This is a genomic window from Vibrio coralliilyticus ATCC BAA-450, assembly GCF_000176135.1.
GTDB lineage: Bacteria > Pseudomonadota > Gammaproteobacteria > Enterobacterales > Vibrionaceae > Vibrio > Vibrio coralliilyticus.
In genome coordinates this window covers 848658-864080 of the sequence record NZ_ACZN01000016.1, presented here as the reverse complement: position 1 = coordinate 864080, position 15423 = coordinate 848658, and the positions used below count along the sequence as shown (strand labels likewise).

At 44.6% G+C, this 15423-nt stretch carries 12 protein-coding genes and 3 tRNA genes; 8 read left to right on the top strand and 7 right to left on the bottom strand.

Annotated features, from left to right (window positions below; genetic code table 11):
- The first annotated feature begins 31 nt into the window (after positions 1-31).
- Entirely contained in the window at positions 32-1267 is a 1236-nt protein-coding gene (locus tag VIC_RS15085; RefSeq protein WP_006960855.1) for an alpha-xenorhabdolysin family binary toxin subunit A, read from the top strand.
- Between the two features lie 127 nt (positions 1268-1394).
- Positions 1395-3794, top strand: a complete 2400-nt coding sequence (locus tag VIC_RS15080; RefSeq protein ID WP_006960854.1) for a hypothetical protein — start codon at positions 1395-1397, stop codon at positions 3792-3794.
- A 104-nt stretch (positions 3795-3898) separates the two neighbouring features.
- Here the strand turns inward: VIC_RS15080 and VIC_RS15075 are convergent.
- A tRNA-Cys gene (locus VIC_RS15075) sits at positions 3899-3972 on the bottom strand.
- A gap of 12 nt (positions 3973-3984) precedes the next feature.
- Positions 3985-4071: transfer RNA gene (locus VIC_RS15070), tRNA-Leu, on the bottom strand.
- A 714-nt stretch (positions 4072-4785) separates the two neighbouring features.
- On the opposite strand from VIC_RS15070, the gene VIC_RS15065 reads away from it, so the two are divergent.
- Positions 4786-5241, top strand: a complete 456-nt coding sequence (locus tag VIC_RS15065) for a hypothetical protein (protein WP_006960853.1) — start codon at positions 4786-4788, stop codon at positions 5239-5241.
- Positions 5210-5749 carry a hypothetical protein gene (locus VIC_RS15060; protein ID WP_019276210.1) on the top strand — a complete coding sequence of 180 codons (540 nt, stop codon included), beginning with the start codon at positions 5210-5212 and terminating at the stop codon, positions 5747-5749. Before VIC_RS15065 ends, VIC_RS15060 begins: the two co-directional genes overlap by 32 nt.
- Positions 5750-5835: 86 nt before the next feature.
- Here the strand turns inward: VIC_RS15060 and VIC_RS15055 are convergent.
- The 3 genes from VIC_RS15055 to VIC_RS15045 all read right to left on the bottom strand — a co-directional run bounded on the left by VIC_RS15055 (position 5836) and on the right by VIC_RS15045 (position 6818).
- Positions 5836-5909: transfer RNA gene (locus tag VIC_RS15055), tRNA-Cys, on the bottom strand.
- Between the two features lie 163 nt (positions 5910-6072).
- The gene (locus VIC_RS15050) at positions 6073-6429 is read right to left on the bottom strand and encodes an MmcQ/YjbR family DNA-binding protein (protein WP_006960851.1); all 357 of its coding nucleotides are present in this window, start codon (positions 6427-6429) and stop codon (positions 6073-6075) included.
- 44 nt (positions 6430-6473) lie between these two features.
- A complete protein-coding gene (locus VIC_RS15045; protein WP_006960850.1) occupies positions 6474-6818 on the bottom strand; it encodes a HopJ type III effector protein in 345 nt (114 codons plus the stop codon).
- 127 nt (positions 6819-6945) lie between these two features.
- On the opposite strand from VIC_RS15045, the gene VIC_RS15040 reads away from it, so the two are divergent.
- Entirely contained in the window at positions 6946-7914 is a 969-nt protein-coding gene (locus VIC_RS15040; RefSeq protein WP_006960849.1) for a sensor domain-containing diguanylate cyclase, read from the top strand.
- A gap of 37 nt (positions 7915-7951) precedes the next feature.
- On the opposite strand, the gene VIC_RS15035 is transcribed toward VIC_RS15040, so the two are convergent.
- Positions 7952-10264: a methyl-accepting chemotaxis protein gene (locus VIC_RS15035; RefSeq protein WP_006960848.1), complete on the bottom strand. Its 2313-nt coding sequence runs from the start codon at positions 10262-10264 to the stop codon at positions 7952-7954.
- Between the two features lie 798 nt (positions 10265-11062).
- Here VIC_RS15035 and pdhA point away from each other — a divergent pair.
- The 3 genes from pdhA to VIC_RS15020 are packed head-to-tail and all read left to right on the top strand — an operon-like array spanning position 11063 to position 14266.
- Positions 11063-12157, top strand: coding sequence for a pyruvate dehydrogenase (acetyl-transferring) E1 component subunit alpha (pdhA, locus tag VIC_RS15030; protein ID WP_006960847.1), 1095 nt, complete (start codon positions 11063-11065; stop codon positions 12155-12157).
- Positions 12150-13133, top strand: a complete 984-nt coding sequence (locus VIC_RS15025; protein WP_006960846.1) for an alpha-ketoacid dehydrogenase subunit beta — start codon at positions 12150-12152, stop codon at positions 13131-13133. Before pdhA ends, VIC_RS15025 begins: the two co-directional genes overlap by 8 nt.
- Entirely contained in the window at positions 13130-14266 is a 1137-nt protein-coding gene (locus VIC_RS15020) for a dihydrolipoamide acetyltransferase family protein (protein WP_029236159.1), read from the top strand. The genes VIC_RS15025 and VIC_RS15020 overlap by 4 nt, the downstream gene beginning before the upstream one ends.
- Here VIC_RS15020 and VIC_RS15015 read toward each other — a convergent pair.
- Positions 14263-15342 (bottom strand): GGDEF domain-containing protein, encoded by a 1080-nt coding sequence (locus tag VIC_RS15015; RefSeq protein WP_236612183.1) that lies wholly within the window; start codon positions 15340-15342, stop codon positions 14263-14265. The genes VIC_RS15020 and VIC_RS15015 overlap by 4 nt on opposite strands.
- Positions 15343-15423: the final 81 nt, after the last annotated feature.

Below are 15423 nucleotides of genomic sequence, written 5' to 3'. Positions count from 1 at the left end.
GGTCGAGTACAAATAAGAATAAGGTATTAGAATGAAACACATAAAAAAGCCACTTCTGCTATCAACACTTTGTTTAAGCTTAATCGCCGCTGGTGTACAGGCTTCTACGTCAAATCAGGCACTGACTCCAAACTCTGCTGAGCAGCAAATCGGCCAGATCAGTTACGACACCATTATGGGTGAAAACGGTGCGTTTATTGACTTGGATACAGACGAGTTTGTTCTTAATCAGAAAGAATGGTTCCAGATTCAAACATACGTCGAAGGCGCTCTCTCTTTACCGATCACAGAAGCGAGCATGAAATCAGCGTTCGATATCGCTGATGATGTCCCGTTCTCAAACTTTAAAGCGTTGATGGAACAATACGGCAAAGTCCACGCAGAGGCCTTTTACTGGAAAGAGGACCTTTATCCTGACATCGTCGATTTGGCATTGTCGCTATCCAATTACAATGACATTCAAAAGTACATGATCGATCCATTGAGCGATCAACTGACTGTCATCCTCACCAAGTCTATTTCGCCACTGCCGGCAGATGTTCAGGCTGTAGAGCAAGCACGCCAGCTTTCTATCGCGTACTTAAGCGCGCTGAAGAACTTCTCAGTGAATAATCAACAGAAGGTAGAAAAAGCCAGTGAAGACTTGCTGACTTTCGCTACCAAGATTGAAGAGCAGAAGTTACAACTGGATGTGTTGAAGAGCACTCATAGCGGCTATCTGGAAGATGATGGCAGTGCACTGCAGCAGCGAGTAAATGACCTGAACAACCGCATCGACCAACTTAATAAAGATTACGATCACTATGTGACTGTTGCTGCGACAGCCGTCACTTATGCTTGGTTCCCGGCGGTGGCGGTTCCTATCATGGGTGTTTACGGTGACAAAGCAGAGAAAGCAAGAAAGCTTCGTAATCAGCTTCAAGACGAAGCAAAGGTGCTTGAGGCTCAACTGTCTACTACTCAGAAGATCTACAACTCGTACTCTCGTTCAACGGAAAGCATCAACATAATTTCAAGCAAAATCGAGAATGCGATCCCTTATGTCAACAAGCTAAAGCTGCACTGGCAGAAGATGAATACCGACTTCGACTCACTGATCGTTGCACTTGAAGCTGCTGAGTCAAATACTGAAATTCTACAATCTAATGCTGTTCTTGCCGCAGCGGGAGCGATGGCAAACACCGCAGTTGCAGAGCAAAACTGGAACAGTATCAGCGAAAAAGCCAAAACATTCGCTAACAACGCATACATACAAAAAGCCGAATAACCCAATTCCGGCGTAAACCAATAACGGGATTCAGTCCCTAAATACCTTCCCCACCCGCGCTTACGCGCCGGGTGCGGGAAAGGCTACTCAAAATTTTGCTTGGGTAGCACCTCATAAGGAAATAAAAATGAAAACAATCCTTGCACTTGCTGTTACCGCAGCAGTATCGAATGGGGTTATGGCCTCTGACTGGCTAGACATCAATAACCTGCCTGCAAACACACAGTACCCGGAGTGGCTTGATAGCCCATACTCAAAAACGGACCCAATCACTCGTTCAACTTCTGATCTGTACGTTAATCTTAAAGAATGGGTAACACAGCAAAATCTGTATCAAACTAAACCCACTAAAGTGTATATCTTTGCCGATACTCTTGAAGTCACCGATAACTTCAACCTGGTGATGAATAACCAGAACATTGTTATCTTTGCACGTAAAATTGTTGGTTCTGGCGTCCCTACTTTCGTCCTGGGTCAGCAAGGTGCGGCGGCTTCAATTACCGTTATCGCAGAAGAAATGGAAACGCCATTTAATGTACTCGCTTTCACCCCAGAAGGAGGCGTAACTGCCGACACAATTGGAATCAGCGAAAGTACGGGTACTTCCATTATTCTCTCTGGCGAGCATTACATCAAACAACAGCTTGCCGATGACCTTGCCGCCAACTTCCAGCTTGCAAAATCGCAGTTTTCAGACATTGTGAACCGTTCATTCGATATGGCCATCAGCCTGTATGATGAACAGCCTCAGACTAGCCTAGCCTTGCTGAACTGGGTAGAGCGTAGTATGCGTAATGCAGGCACGACAGTATCTGATGATCCAATACTGACTGATCTGTACTTACAAACCGTTGCGTTCAAACAGTTTACTGATTTGAGCAGTCGTTCTGACAACTTCGTTCCTTACCTTGATCGTTCACTCTATCAGGACAAATACAAAGCATATCTTGATGCGATGATCGCTTTTGAGCAAAAACGCGATGTCGTTGCGGACCGAAATACTCGGGTTGAAGATAAGATTGAAAACGCTCAACTCGCACTAGGCAATATCGAAGATGTTTTACAATCTCAGAACGCTGTTGTTGAACAGTCAGAACAAAACATTGCCAAGCTGCTTGATAGTGTCACTGAGGTGGAAAGCCAGTACAAAACTCAAGAACTCACCGCTTTAAGTGCTCGCAGTGATTACCTCTATGGCGTTGAAGTATGGAAAACTCAGCAGCAGCTTAACGCGGCGTTAGCAATATTCAAAGCCATCGCAGAAATTGGTAGCGCGGTCAGCGGCGTGTTTACGGGTAACTTGTCAGGCATAAACGATGTCACCGAACAATTGGCTAAAACACCAGAAGCTCTTGATAAAGCTAAAAACCTCGTGACTAACGTAAAGAATGTGACAGGTATTATCGATAGCATTACAAAAACAGTCGCGGGTATCGCGTCTCTGACAACTGAAGTGAAATCCACAATTAAGATGCAGCGTATCTCGGAAACGATGGATTCTTTCGATTTCGCGGTGCCTTCTTTGAATGAAAGTAACTTGGCCTGGGACCTTATGATAGCAGAGGTTAGAAGTAACCTACGCTACGCGGATTCTCTTGGCATTAAAGGGGCACGAGTCTACCTGCTTGAGTTGGAAAAACAGGTTTTGCTTGGTAAAGCAATTAACGCTTCACAGCTCAATCTTGTTCAGGAACAAGCCAAGCTGGTTGATCTCCTTTTAACACGTAAAGTGACCATTAATCAGAAAGAGCGTCTGAATCAGCTCATTGCGAATGCCTCTGATGACAGCAATGCACTAGAGAAAGTTGAGCAGGAATTGGCACGTGTTTCGCTCCACTTCAAACGACCTATGTTTGTAGCACTTTCAAACTACGTCGCAGCCTATGAATATTGGGCACTTAAAGACAGCGACATTAAACCAAGCCTGAACAAAACCTATCTTGACTATCAGTTTGATTTAGCAGCCATTGAAAACGAGTACGTCAATGCTCTGAATCGATTCCAGCCAGCACCACAGGATTTCAACATCGACAACTTCATCGTTGATGACCCGGAACAAATCGCAGCTTTGGTGAAAACGGGAGAATTTAATTTCAATGTGCCACTCGAACAATCTCAGTTCTGTGCGTTTGACCGAGTTAGACTCGATAAGATCCGTGTCTTCTTTGAGGGTGAAAATCTTCCTTATGGCAAGCAGTTCAACCTGAGCATCTCAAATGGTGGTATCTATTACGACCGATTTGAACGTGAAGACTTTAAGTTCAGCGCGAATCCGCTGACACGTGCCTTCTACTACCGTCTTGACGACGCTTTAAGCAATCAGGTCAGCATCATAACCGATGGGGCATTATCAGATAAATTCGCATACGCCTACTTCGAACCAACACCGTTCACTAACTGGAACGTCACACTTAACAATTTTGATCATAACAATGTAGATAATAATCAGTATCTGAACTCGGTCGAGCGTTTAAGAGTTGAGTTTTCTGGTAATGGAATACCGAACGGAAGAGGTTGTTCAAACTGAGGAGAGTACAATCAAACAATAATAAACCACTATCTAAAATGATTTTTTCGATACGCAGATACAAAAAAACCAGCCAAAGCTGGTTACTGTATTCTCGTAGAGAATGGAGGCGCGTCCCGGAGTCGAACCGAGGTCCACGGATTTGCAATCCGCTGCATAGCCACTCTGCCAACGCGCCTCATTTTTTAGATGGTGCCCCGGGCCGGACTTGAACCGGCACAGCGCGAACGCCGAGGGATTTTAAATCCCTTGTGTCTACCAATTCCACCACCAGGGCAACGCAATCATGCGATGGTAACACCATCTCTCACTGGCCTGTGCCGTGAGAACGAGGCGTACTTTAACGGATTGAGATTTGAGATCAATAAAAATTTTGTCTTTTTGATTCAAATGGTTAAAAACCACACTTTGCAGAGCAATTGACGATCACTTTGCGCAAAAGATGCCCGCCAAATTCTTTTTCCACTCGTTGGCATACAAAAATGTCAGGCGCTGAAAGCTTTATACACTTTGCTGATAAACAAATCTTTCTGCTTAATATTAACGAGAGGCTTTAATGTGGTGACCGCAAAAAGCAGATCCGCAACGCCTGTTCTCTGCCCCGTAGGTAACAAAGCCCTAAGTGGGTTTCGATTGTAACCTTTGGTTTTTGTTTCTCCGCTGGGTCAATATGGTTTTGGCAACATACTCACCATGTTGTTGAGTCACATAGCCAATTCTCGCTTTGATAAATTCGCTATTAAGCTGTAGCTAAAGTTCTTATCAATTTTTAAACCATCACTTTATCCGTCTCATAAATGAACCGAAATCTAAATTCCCTAATTTATTAGAGGATATTTTATAAATATTCGTTAGCCTATCGCAGGAAGCAAACTAAACGCTCATTAATCTTGCGTTATTGTTTTCAATTTCAGACAGCGCATTGTGCAAGCTCCTGAAAGTCTAATAATTACAACAATATCCAACCGGAATTTAACAAAGAGATATTCAAGTGAAAAACATCAATACACTTATCGCTCTTGCTGCGGGAAGCCTACTACTCGTAGGCTGCAAAAGTACATCTGAGCACGCGAACTCGCTGCCGAACAATGTCGAATCAACGACAACAGTGGGAACAGTACAGAAAGAGATTCGTCAGGGCATGACGCAAGCAGATGTGGCTTCAGTGCTTGGCTCGCCAAACATCGTTACTGGTGGTGGTACAGACAAAGAAAGCTGGATCTACGACAAAATAAGCACACAAACAGCGTACTCAACCAGTTCCGGTGGCGTTTCTGCGCTCATTCTCGGTGGCAAAGGCGGGAAATATCCACTTCTCGGAGGTGCGTCCGCAGGCTATGAAGAGCAAACTGGCGTGACTTCAACTACTCAGAAGACACTTACAGTAATCATCAACTTTAAAGAAGGGATAGTAGATGACTTTAAGTATCACTCGTCTACGTTCTAGTCACCATCGCTGGCTATTCGCGCTGCTTGTTTTGACGCTATTAGCCGGATGCGCGTCATCGACACGTCCCCAGCAACCAGAAATGACTCAACTTCAAGTACGTCAGATGCAAACCCGTGAATACTCTGAACAATCGGAGCGAAACGTGCTTCGCGCAGTGATAGGGGCTCTTCAAGACGAAGGCTACATCCTCACTGTTGTCGAGCCAGAACTCGGGTTAGTTACTGCGGCGATGGAATTGGATGAGCTTGATAACGGTACAAAAAGCTTTAATGATTTCTTCTATGGGCCTGGCTCTGGTACCTATCAAACGGTTAGACGTGTAGAAGTTTCAGCAACTGTACAGGAAAAATCCCAGTCAGTTCGTGTTCGTTTGAACATCGTTGCTAAAGCACTGACCAATACTGGCGGCACGTCGTGGTCTCAACCTGTTTATAGTGCCAAAACTTATCAAGATATCTTTTCTAAAGTCGACAAATCTGTCTTCTTAACGTCAAACGATTTGTAATCAGCTAATAAACTACAAGGATGTGGTTTTCTATTTAGTATTGAGAAAGTGATTTTATGTGATATGTAATGAGAAGAGCAAAAGAATGGAGGCGCGTCCCGGAGTCGAACCGAGGTCCACGGATTTGCAATCCGCTGCATAGCCACTCTGCCAACGCGCCTTTTCTTTTAACGCTTTAGTTACCCACCGCTGCGTTCGATGCATACTTTACGGATTGAGCGATGAGAGTCAAACAAAAATATCTTTTTCCTGTTTGATTGCTGACATTTAAATCAAATGGTTGCTTATTTGATCTAACCTGCGAGTTTTTGCACAACTCAACTCTAATCGTATCCCAACACTGCCCTTTGTGCTTTGGGTAATTTACTCACAATCAGTTCATATGAGCGTTCACAAAGGTCCTGAATCAGTCCATCTTCGACGTCGCCGGGATAGTAAACCGTCACCCAGTGCCTTTTATTTGTATGGTATCCCGGTGTAATGTCTGCGAATTGGGAGGTTAGCACTTCACCATCTTCAGGCTTTACTTTTACAGTTACGTATTCGCGCCCTTCTCTCATCGACAAAATGGCGAACATTTTTCCTTTCACTTTGTAGACTAACGCCTCAGGGCCAAAAGGATAATCAGATTCTGCGCTCATAAAGGTGTCCAGATACTCAGCAAGCTGTTTGTTATTCATATTCATTCACCTATAAAAAAGGAGCGATAACGCTCCTAGATCCATCATTTACTAACAAGTGCATCTGATTCGAATTGAATACCTTGCCAACCAAACTTAATAAAATTACGGATATTGGCGTGATCGTCGCCGTCTGGATTCTGAAGGACATCTTCACGATAAAAGCGACCAAAGCACGCTAAGGTGTCCTGCTCAGTTAGCTGATTCAACTGAGCGAACGCGAATATTTTGCACGATCCATTGTTTTGGTTGGCTTCATTCTTCGTTTCGCCATTGATGAAGGCCGTTGGCGTAAACTCGTAATTTGCGTCAATCACTGCCATTGACTGTTCAAACTGGACCGTCGCTGGGCTTTGATTCAATTGTTCAATAAATACACTTAATTCCATTTTTCACTCCTGTTAAAACAGATTAAGTCTATGATATTGATTCATAATTAAAAAGGTGTTTATTCCTCAAAAACTCTATAATGGCGCTCTATAATAAACTAACAGTACAGCATTTAGGGAAGAACAAATGGTAGATACACAGCAATGTTTAACCAATCCGGACGCACAACTGATTGACCTATCAAAGTGGCAGGAAATGGTTAATCTGCTGGCTGATTTATTTGGAGCGGCAACCGGAGCAATCGTCCAACTTAGAAATGACGAGTTTAATGTGGTTGTATCGAGCCAGAATCCAGATCACTACTTAGAAGCGCAAATGAACTGGCCATGGAACATGAAAAGCTTCTGTCGCCATATGGTCGAAACACGACAAGATCTATACGTACCAAGTGCAGCAACCCATGAAGTTTGGTCTGCTGCGCCCCCTGTCGCAGAGGGTGCCGTTCGTTCTTACTGCGGAATACCTATTTTTTGGCCAAATGGTAAGCCTTTTGGTTCCATTTGCGTTATCGATACCAATGCAACTTCGTATGACAAAACCCTAATTAGAATGTTGTGCCAGCTCGCTCGATTGGTCACATTAGATTTAGATACCGCTTGTCGGCTCCAAGAAGCTGAAGAACTAGCCTTAAAAGATGATTTAACTAACACATTTAACCGGCGAGGGTTAACTTTGCTCGGAGAGCAGAAAATAAAAGATGCGCCGAGATATCAGCAAGCTATCGGAATGCTCTATATCGATATTGACAACTTAAAGCAGGTCAATGATAAAGGTGGTCATGAGTCAGGAGACCAATGCATACTCATACTAGCTCAAACTTTAAGAGAGGCGTGTAGACAAAGTGACGTTATCGCTCGCTTAGGCGGAGATGAATTCGTTGTACTTTCGCTGCTCAATACACGAAGAGAGCTAAAACAACTCGCGGCTCGGGTTTCGGCTGAATACCTAGCCCAGACCAAAGACAAAGAATCGCTGAGTTTGACTAGTTTAAGTATTGGATCTCATATCGAAGACTGTTTTGGCGCACCCTGCCTTGAAGATCTTATCGCTCAGTCAGACAAAGCTATGTATCAAAATAAACAGAGTAAGAAGTAAAAAGCCGACTCTCAGTGAGTCGGCCATTTGTGTAGTCTTAATACTTAAACTGCGATACTTCCGCATTAAGCTGCTCGGCTTGAGAAGATAGACCTTGCAGCACATGATCTACATCACTGACCTGACTAGACACTGCAGAAGATGCGTCCGCAATCGAAGTAATACTGCCACTAATTTCGTCAGTTACCGCTTTTTGCTCTTCGGTTGCTGCTGCAATCTGCACATTCATTTCATTCAGATCGTTGAGCATGGTAACTATCTGCTCAAGCATACCCGCGTTCTGATCACACGTATCCACGCCTTGCGATACCGTATTGTTTGCATTTTCAATACTCTTTGATACTTCGTTGGTTTCTCGTTGCAAGGATTCGATCTTTTCGCGAATTTCTTCTGTTGACGACTGAGTTCGACCAGCAAGTGAGCGAACCTCATCAGCCACAACCGCAAAACCGCGCCCTTGTTCACCCGCTCGCGCCGCCTCAATGGCTGCATTGAGCGCCAGTAGGTTAGTTTGTTCTGCGATACCTTGAATCACATCCAAAACTTCAGCAATTGAATTGCTCTCATGATGCAGACGCCCTATCGCATCGACGGCAGTTTTCATTTCTTCGTTAAGACGTGAAATTTCACTACCAAGGTTACGACCGATTCCAACACCTTCACTACCAGTATCGTTGGCATTTTTCACAAACTCCGCTGCTCGACTTGCAAACTGAGCTACCTCGGCAATCGAAGCACTCATTTCGTTGACGGCAGTAGCAACAGATTCCGTACGGTGGTTCTGATCTTGCACTGCATCACGGGTACTATTCATGTTACCTGCCATGCTTTGCGTATTGTTATTCAGATTCTCTGTAGCTTCGGCGAATTTCCTAATAATGTCCTGCAAATGCGTAAACAAGGAGTTAAGTGAAACGGCTAAATCTGTCATTTCATCTTTACCCTCTACATCTAACCTTTCTGTCAGATCATTGTCGCGACTGATTCTCTGGATTTTCTCGCTTGCCACGCGGATTGGCTTCGAAATACTGCTACCAAGGAAATAAGAGACAAGTACAGCAGCGGTTACCCCCACAACAATACTGGTAAGAACGGTCGTGAATTTAGATTGCACCAACGCGTCGAGATCAGCTAATGCCTCTGCTTTGTCTATCTCGGTCACAATTGCCCACTGTAATCCTGCTGCATCCAGAGGTGAATAAACCGATAGCACTTCTATACCGCGGTAATCATCAACCACTTCAGAACCGCTTTGACCGCGAAAAGCAGCTTTTACGCTTGCCGTATCTACCATCTGTCGACCAATTGCCGAAGACTTACCTTGTATCTGATCCATAATGTTTTTCGAGACACCAGATGCTTTAAGCTCTTCGAAATAGAGTTCTGGCTCTTCGAGGAGAAAACGCGATTCACTACGTAACAAGCTGTCTGGGCCCACAAGATAAGTTTCACCAGAATTACCCAACCCCGCATAACTCCAGTTTTCTCCGAAAGTCATAATGCTATTAATCTTATCAACGGGCATCTGGAAGATAAGAACGCCAATGGTTTTATTGTCGACTTTTACTGGTGTGGCGATAAAAGAAGCGGCGGCTTCATAGGAAGGGAAATAAGGGGCAAAGTCTTCAAGATGGTACTGAGACGCGCCTTTATTCAGTGCATTTTTAAACGCCTTGGCGATACCACTCCCGGCGTAAGGACCAGAGTTCAAGTTGGTCGCATAATCCAGTTCTTTGAAAACCGAGTAAACAACGTTTCCGCTGGGGTCGACTAAGAAAATATCGTAATAGCCAAACTCTTCCAGAAAGCCTTTAATGCTTGGATGATACTTATTGTGCACTTTGTCGTATTCAGTACCTAGCGAGTCAGCCATCATCTGATGTTTCTCACCCAACGGATTCGGGTTAACACCGATGTAACGTGCCTGCAGTGCCTTGGCCCTTGGCGACAACATGTTTAACTTTTGCAGTTCATTAGCGGAGTTACCGCCATTCGCTGTTCGGTAGGTAGTGCCAAAATTGGAGGTATAATAATTGGAAAGGCTCGATAGATCGCTTGAACTGACGGACTCTACCGGATAACGCTCGAAAGTGTCTTTAAAAGCCACCATGGCATCTCTAACTCCAATTGAGTTTGCAGTGGTAACAATCTGACCGCGAATATGCTGAAAGTAGTTCTCTATTTCGCTTTTTTTGTTTTCCCGAATGGAAGTAAGTTGACTAATTGCACGCTGGTAGAGTGCTTGTTCTGATAGCTCAGATGCTCTCCACCCAACGAAAGTCCCTGTCGCGACAACGGCAATACTGCATAACAAAGTCGAAGCCAACACTATTTTAGTGGCAATCTTCATAACCGAACCTCTTTGCGGAAAATCCATCTCCGCCTCTGTTTATTCAGAAGAGTCTTGCCAGCTGACGTACTATTTATATGCATTTAGTGATATAAGTGTAAGCACAAAAAATGAACTTTTCGATGAGCCCTCAACGGTTTATCCGCAGGTTGAGAAAGGTAAAAGTCGACTTAAATCACTAACTACCTGATATATAAGGCTAAAGCAAACCTCAACCTTACCCACTAAGTGGTAAGGAATACTGGTTTGACCTGTGATATTTACCGCAAAAATATTGAAATTGACCTTATAACCACTCGATACACACCCATCAATCATTTAATGATGAGCAATATGATTACGTGGTTGTGTGAATGCCAAATATCGATACCTTTCGAACAACTTTGGCACTGATTTTGTCGCCCAAAAGAAAGTTTTTAGACAATTTTTGCAAAAAATTCCGGATAATATTCTTGTAAAATTCCTTAAATCGATAGTGAATATTTTCAGATTTCGACATTCCGACTCAAAAAAACCAGCACTTTCATCTGTTTTTTAACGTTTGTAAGGATTAGTTTACTCTAGAAAATCGACTCAAATCAGGCGTTATTTAACATTTTGGTTACACTTAAATTAACTGGCACAACCAAGATTCATCACTGGATATATTACTTATATCAGTGTGAAAGAATGCATCTAACCAATTCTCTAGAATAGTATTTCGAATTGAGAACAAAGTCAGAATGCCATTAAAGTGGTTTTGCCCGGAGGATGTTAATTAATTGCTGCCAAAGAATGCAGCGCAACAAGGAGCTTGAGATGAACGTTCAGGCCTTACCCATGAGTCGATTTATCGATCACCATGGACAAGTCGTTAAACCACTCCCAGAGTGGGCTGATGCTGCGACACTGAAAAAGTTCTATTGCGACATGGTTGTCGCACGCACCTACGACAATAAAGCTGTCGCCTTACAAAGAACCGGAAAGCTAGGAACCTACCCTTCACACTTGGGTGCAGAGGCCTTTGGTATTGCCATAGGTCACGCATTGCGTGTGCAAGACGTCTTCGTCCCCTATTATCGCGATATGCCCGCTATGTGGGTTCGCGGTATTGGCATGGAGAAAAACCTCCAATACTGGGGCGGTGACGAGCGCGGTAGTGACTTCTGCCCAGAAGATAGCCATATATCATGCCGAGACTTACCTTTCTGCGTACCTATTGCGACTCAATGTACACACGCTGTCGGCGTGGCGGCGGCATTGAAAATTGATGGTAACCACAATGCAGCACTTGTTACTTGTGGTGACGGTGCAACGTCTAAAGGTGATTTCCTTGAGTCCATCAACTGTGCAGGTGCTTGGAATATTCCGCTAGTGTTTGTCGTCAACAACAATCAGTGGGCGATTTCAGTACCGCGTGCCCTACAATGTGCTGCTGACTTTCTTTCGGAGAAAGCGAAAGGCGCTGGCATACCTGGTATCACAGTTGACGGCAATGACGTTGTTGCCATGTTCGACGCGGTTGCAACAGCGTTAGACAGAGCAAGAAAAGGGAAAGGTGCGACCTTGATTGAAGCAGTAAGTTATCGACTCAGTGACCACACCACTGCGGATGACGCTAGTCGCTATCGCAGCACAGATGAGCTCAATCAGGCCTGGCAATTTGAGCCCATTCTCCGCCTCAAAAACTACTTGATTCAACAGGGCCACTGGTCCGAAGAAGAAGAGCAAGCTCTACTAGAACAAGCTAGAGTCGAAGTCGAAAAAGCCGTTGAACGCTACCTTAACCTTCCACCTCAAGCTCCAGAATCTGCCTTTGATTACCTGTATGAATCTCCTGTTACAGAACTCAATAAACAAAGGGATGAACTGATCAACAAAGCGATGCGAATGCAGGGAGGCAAACATGTCTGAGATTACACTGGTTGAGGCAGTCAACCTCGCCTTGCATCATGAAATGAGCAAAGACGCTAAAGTAGTTGTCCTAGGTGAAGACGTCGGCGATAACGGCGGTGTGTTTCGTGCAACTGTAGGCCTGAAAGAAAAATTCGGCCTGAAACGAGTGATCGATACACCGCTAGCAGAAGCATTAATTGGCGGTGTCAGCGTTGGCATGGCAACCCAGGGCTTGAGACCTGTGGCAGAGTTTCAATTCCAAGGCTTCGTTTTTCCTGCTATGGAGCATCTGATGTGTCATGCGGCACGAATGCGAAATCGTACACGTGGCCGACTAACCTGCCCTGCCGTTTTTCGAGCGCCATTTGGCGGTGGTATCCACGCTCCTGAGCATCATTCAGAAAGTGTCGAAGCACTGTTTGCTCACATTCCCGGTTTCAGAGTCGTGATTCCATCGTCACCTCAACGAGCTTACGGCTTATTGCTCGCGGCTATTCGTAGCAACGATCCTGTTATGTTCTTTGAACCTAAGCGTATCTACCGCACCGTCAAATCTAACGTAGTAGATAATGGCGAAGCACTGCCACTAGACAGCTGTTTCACTCTTCGAAAAGGTCGAGATCTGACGCTTGTCACATGGGGCGCATGCGTGGTTGAGTCACTGCAGGCAGCGCAAACCTTGTCAGAACAGGGTATTGAAGCGGAAGTGATTGATCTTGCTAGCATCAAGCCTATCGACATGGACACCATCTTGAAGTCACTCGACAAAACAGGTCGCTTACTCGTCGTTCATGAAGCGAGTAAAACCTGTGGTGTCGGTGCGGAAATCATCGCTAGAACTGCTGAGCACGCGATGTGTACCTTAAAAGCGCCACCAAAGCGTGTCACTGGTATGGATACGGTCATGCCTTATTACAGAAATGAAGACTATTTTATGATTCAGGAAGAAGACATTGTTATCGCAGCTAAAGAACTCGTGGAGGGATGGAAATGAGATCATTTTTACTGCCAGATCTTGGTGAAGGGCTTGCGGAATCGGAGATTGTACAGTGGCATGTAAACGTCGGTGATATGGTTAAAGTCGATCAGATTATTTTGACCGTTGAGACTGCGAAAGCCGTGGTAGAAGTACCTGCACCATACAGTGGTAAAATAGTCAGTCGTCATGGAGAAGAAGGCGACGTTATCAATATTGGTAGCTTGCTTCTAGAAATTGAAGAAGAAGGTGCTACGAATAAAGTCGAATCAAAACAAAAGGATGCTGCTACTGTTGTTGGCAACGTGTCCAGTAAAACCCATCAAGTTGATGTAGACGACTTCTGGATTGGTGCCTCTCATAATACTGGTGAAGACTCACCGCTTACCGCAATGCCCTCTGCACGTTTATTGGCGAAAAAGCTGGGTGTAGATTTACTGCATGTTAAAGGCAGTGGTCACGATGGCATGATCACTGATGCGGATATCTACGAAGAAGCGGGTAAACAACAACCTGGAACAGAAGTGCTTAAGGGTGCTCGTCGAACTATGGTAGGAACCATGGCAGAGTCACACCACAATGTTGCCTCTGTCACCATTACCGAAGAAGCTTTACTTGAAAACTGGAACAAGGGCGAAGACATTTCAGGTCGCCTGATTCAGGCAGTAGTTCATGCTTGTGAAAAAGAACCTGCGCTCAACGCATGGTTTGACGCAGAAACTATGACACGCTGTGTGCACAGTGCCGTGAACATCGGTATCGCAGTTGACAGTAGTCATGGCTTGTATGTCCCTGTCTTGCGTAACGCGAACGAAGTGAAAACAGAAGACATCCGTTCTTGGCTAAATGAGACCGTGACAGGCATTCGTGATAGAAAGATTGGTCGTGAACAATTGCAACATGCGACGATCACACTGTCTAACTTCGGGGCCATCGCAGGTATCTATGCTACTCCGGTTGTTTCTCCACCTCAGGTCGCGATTGTCGGCGCCGGTCGTATCATCGAGAAAGTGGTGATGCGAAACAACGAAGCCGTCGCAGTGAAAGCAATGCCACTGTCAGTAACCTTTGACCATAGAGCGTGTACTGGTGGTGAAGCTGCTCGCTTTACCAAACTTCTTGTAGAACACTTAGAAATGAAACTTGATTAAGTTCTCGCCGTAACTTGGTTGCGGCCATTTTCCTTAGCGCTATAGAGTGCCTGATCTGCGCGCTCTATAGCGGTTTGCCAATCATCCTCCCCATTAAATTGAGTCACTCCAAAGCTCGCTGTGCAAGAGTCAACGTTGGTAGGCAGCATCCTTGCTCTTTTGATCGCTTCTCTTAGTTTCTCTGCCACAATGACCGCTTTCTCGACATCAGTGTTAGGGAGCAAAACCAGAAATTCTTCACCACCATAACGAAAACTTAAGTCATCTTTTCGCGTTTGAAGAATTAGTAGCTTTCCTGTCGTTCGAAGCACGCGATCTCCCGCTTGGTGGCCATAGGTGTCATTGACTTTTTTAAAGTGATCAATATCAAGCAGCAACACAGATAAAGGCTGCTTATGTCGACTCGATCTGGCTATTTCTTTTGGCAGTAATTCTTCTAATGCACGACGATTGTAGAGCTGAGTCAACTCGTCTTTGATCGAAGTATCATAGATAGTCGCGACCAGCCGCCCTGTTAGCATCCATGTCACTGAAAATCCAATAAAGATGACCATAAGGAGTGTACTGACAAACGCCAATTGATGAGCCATCCCTGAAATCATGAAGTCGTCAATCCGTTCCTCAAATAGCGTCCAGATAAAGCGGAACAGGTTATATCCTCCCTGCGTCGCCAACCCCAAAGAAAGCAAAAACTTAGAAGGCGTAATGTCCGTACTTTTACCCTTTTGATTAGCGAGGATAGCAATGAAACACAAACTCGACACATAGACAGTCATCAGAATTACGCGCGCATTAGTGGACGGCATAAAGAACGTGAAATAGGTTAGCCCGACTATCAGTATCGGAAAACTGTAGAAGCCTATATTGGCAATGATCCTGGGGAACCTTCTAAACTGGCATACTCCCAATAGCAAAATAATATAGCTAAACGCCATTAAGGAGTTAGCGAGTATCTTAGATACCCAGTGTGTGATTTGATTACCGAAGCTAAGGAGAAAGAAACTAACCGAGAGAAGTAGCAACGCAGAAGCTATCGTACTGATGCCACTGACGCTGGGTTGTAGTTGTTGAATCAACAACAATCCTATGCAATAGCACAAAGACAATAATACACAGATGATAGACAACGTGGTTATATCTAAGTGTATGCCCATAGA

What these genes read in the sequence shown, in the direction of transcription:
- VIC_RS15085 (WP_006960855.1), top strand. Translation starts at nt 32, where the DNA reads ATGAAACACATAAAAAAGCCACTTCTGCTATCAACACTTTGTTTAAGC.
- VIC_RS15080 (WP_006960854.1), top strand. Translation starts at nt 1,395, where the DNA reads ATGAAAACAATCCTTGCACTTGCTGTTACCGCAGCAGTATCGAATGGG.
- VIC_RS15060 (WP_019276210.1), top strand. Translation starts at nt 5,210, where the DNA reads ATGACTTTAAGTATCACTCGTCTACGTTCTAGTCACCATCGCTGGCTA.
- VIC_RS15050 (WP_006960851.1), bottom strand. Translation starts at nt 6,429, where the DNA reads ATGAATAACAAACAGCTTGCTGAGTATCTGGACACCTTTATGAGCGCA.
- VIC_RS15045 (WP_006960850.1), bottom strand. Translation starts at nt 6,818, where the DNA reads ATGGAATTAAGTGTATTTATTGAACAATTGAATCAAAGCCCAGCGACG.
- VIC_RS15040 (WP_006960849.1), top strand. Translation starts at nt 6,946, where the DNA reads ATGGTAGATACACAGCAATGTTTAACCAATCCGGACGCACAACTGATT.
- VIC_RS15035 (WP_006960848.1), bottom strand. Translation starts at nt 10,264, where the DNA reads ATGAAGATTGCCACTAAAATAGTGTTGGCTTCGACTTTGTTATGCAGT.
- pdhA (WP_006960847.1), top strand. Translation starts at nt 11,063, where the DNA reads ATGAACGTTCAGGCCTTACCCATGAGTCGATTTATCGATCACCATGGA.
- VIC_RS15025 (WP_006960846.1), top strand. Translation starts at nt 12,150, where the DNA reads ATGTCTGAGATTACACTGGTTGAGGCAGTCAACCTCGCCTTGCATCAT.
- VIC_RS15020 (WP_029236159.1), top strand. Translation starts at nt 13,130, where the DNA reads ATGAGATCATTTTTACTGCCAGATCTTGGTGAAGGGCTTGCGGAATCG.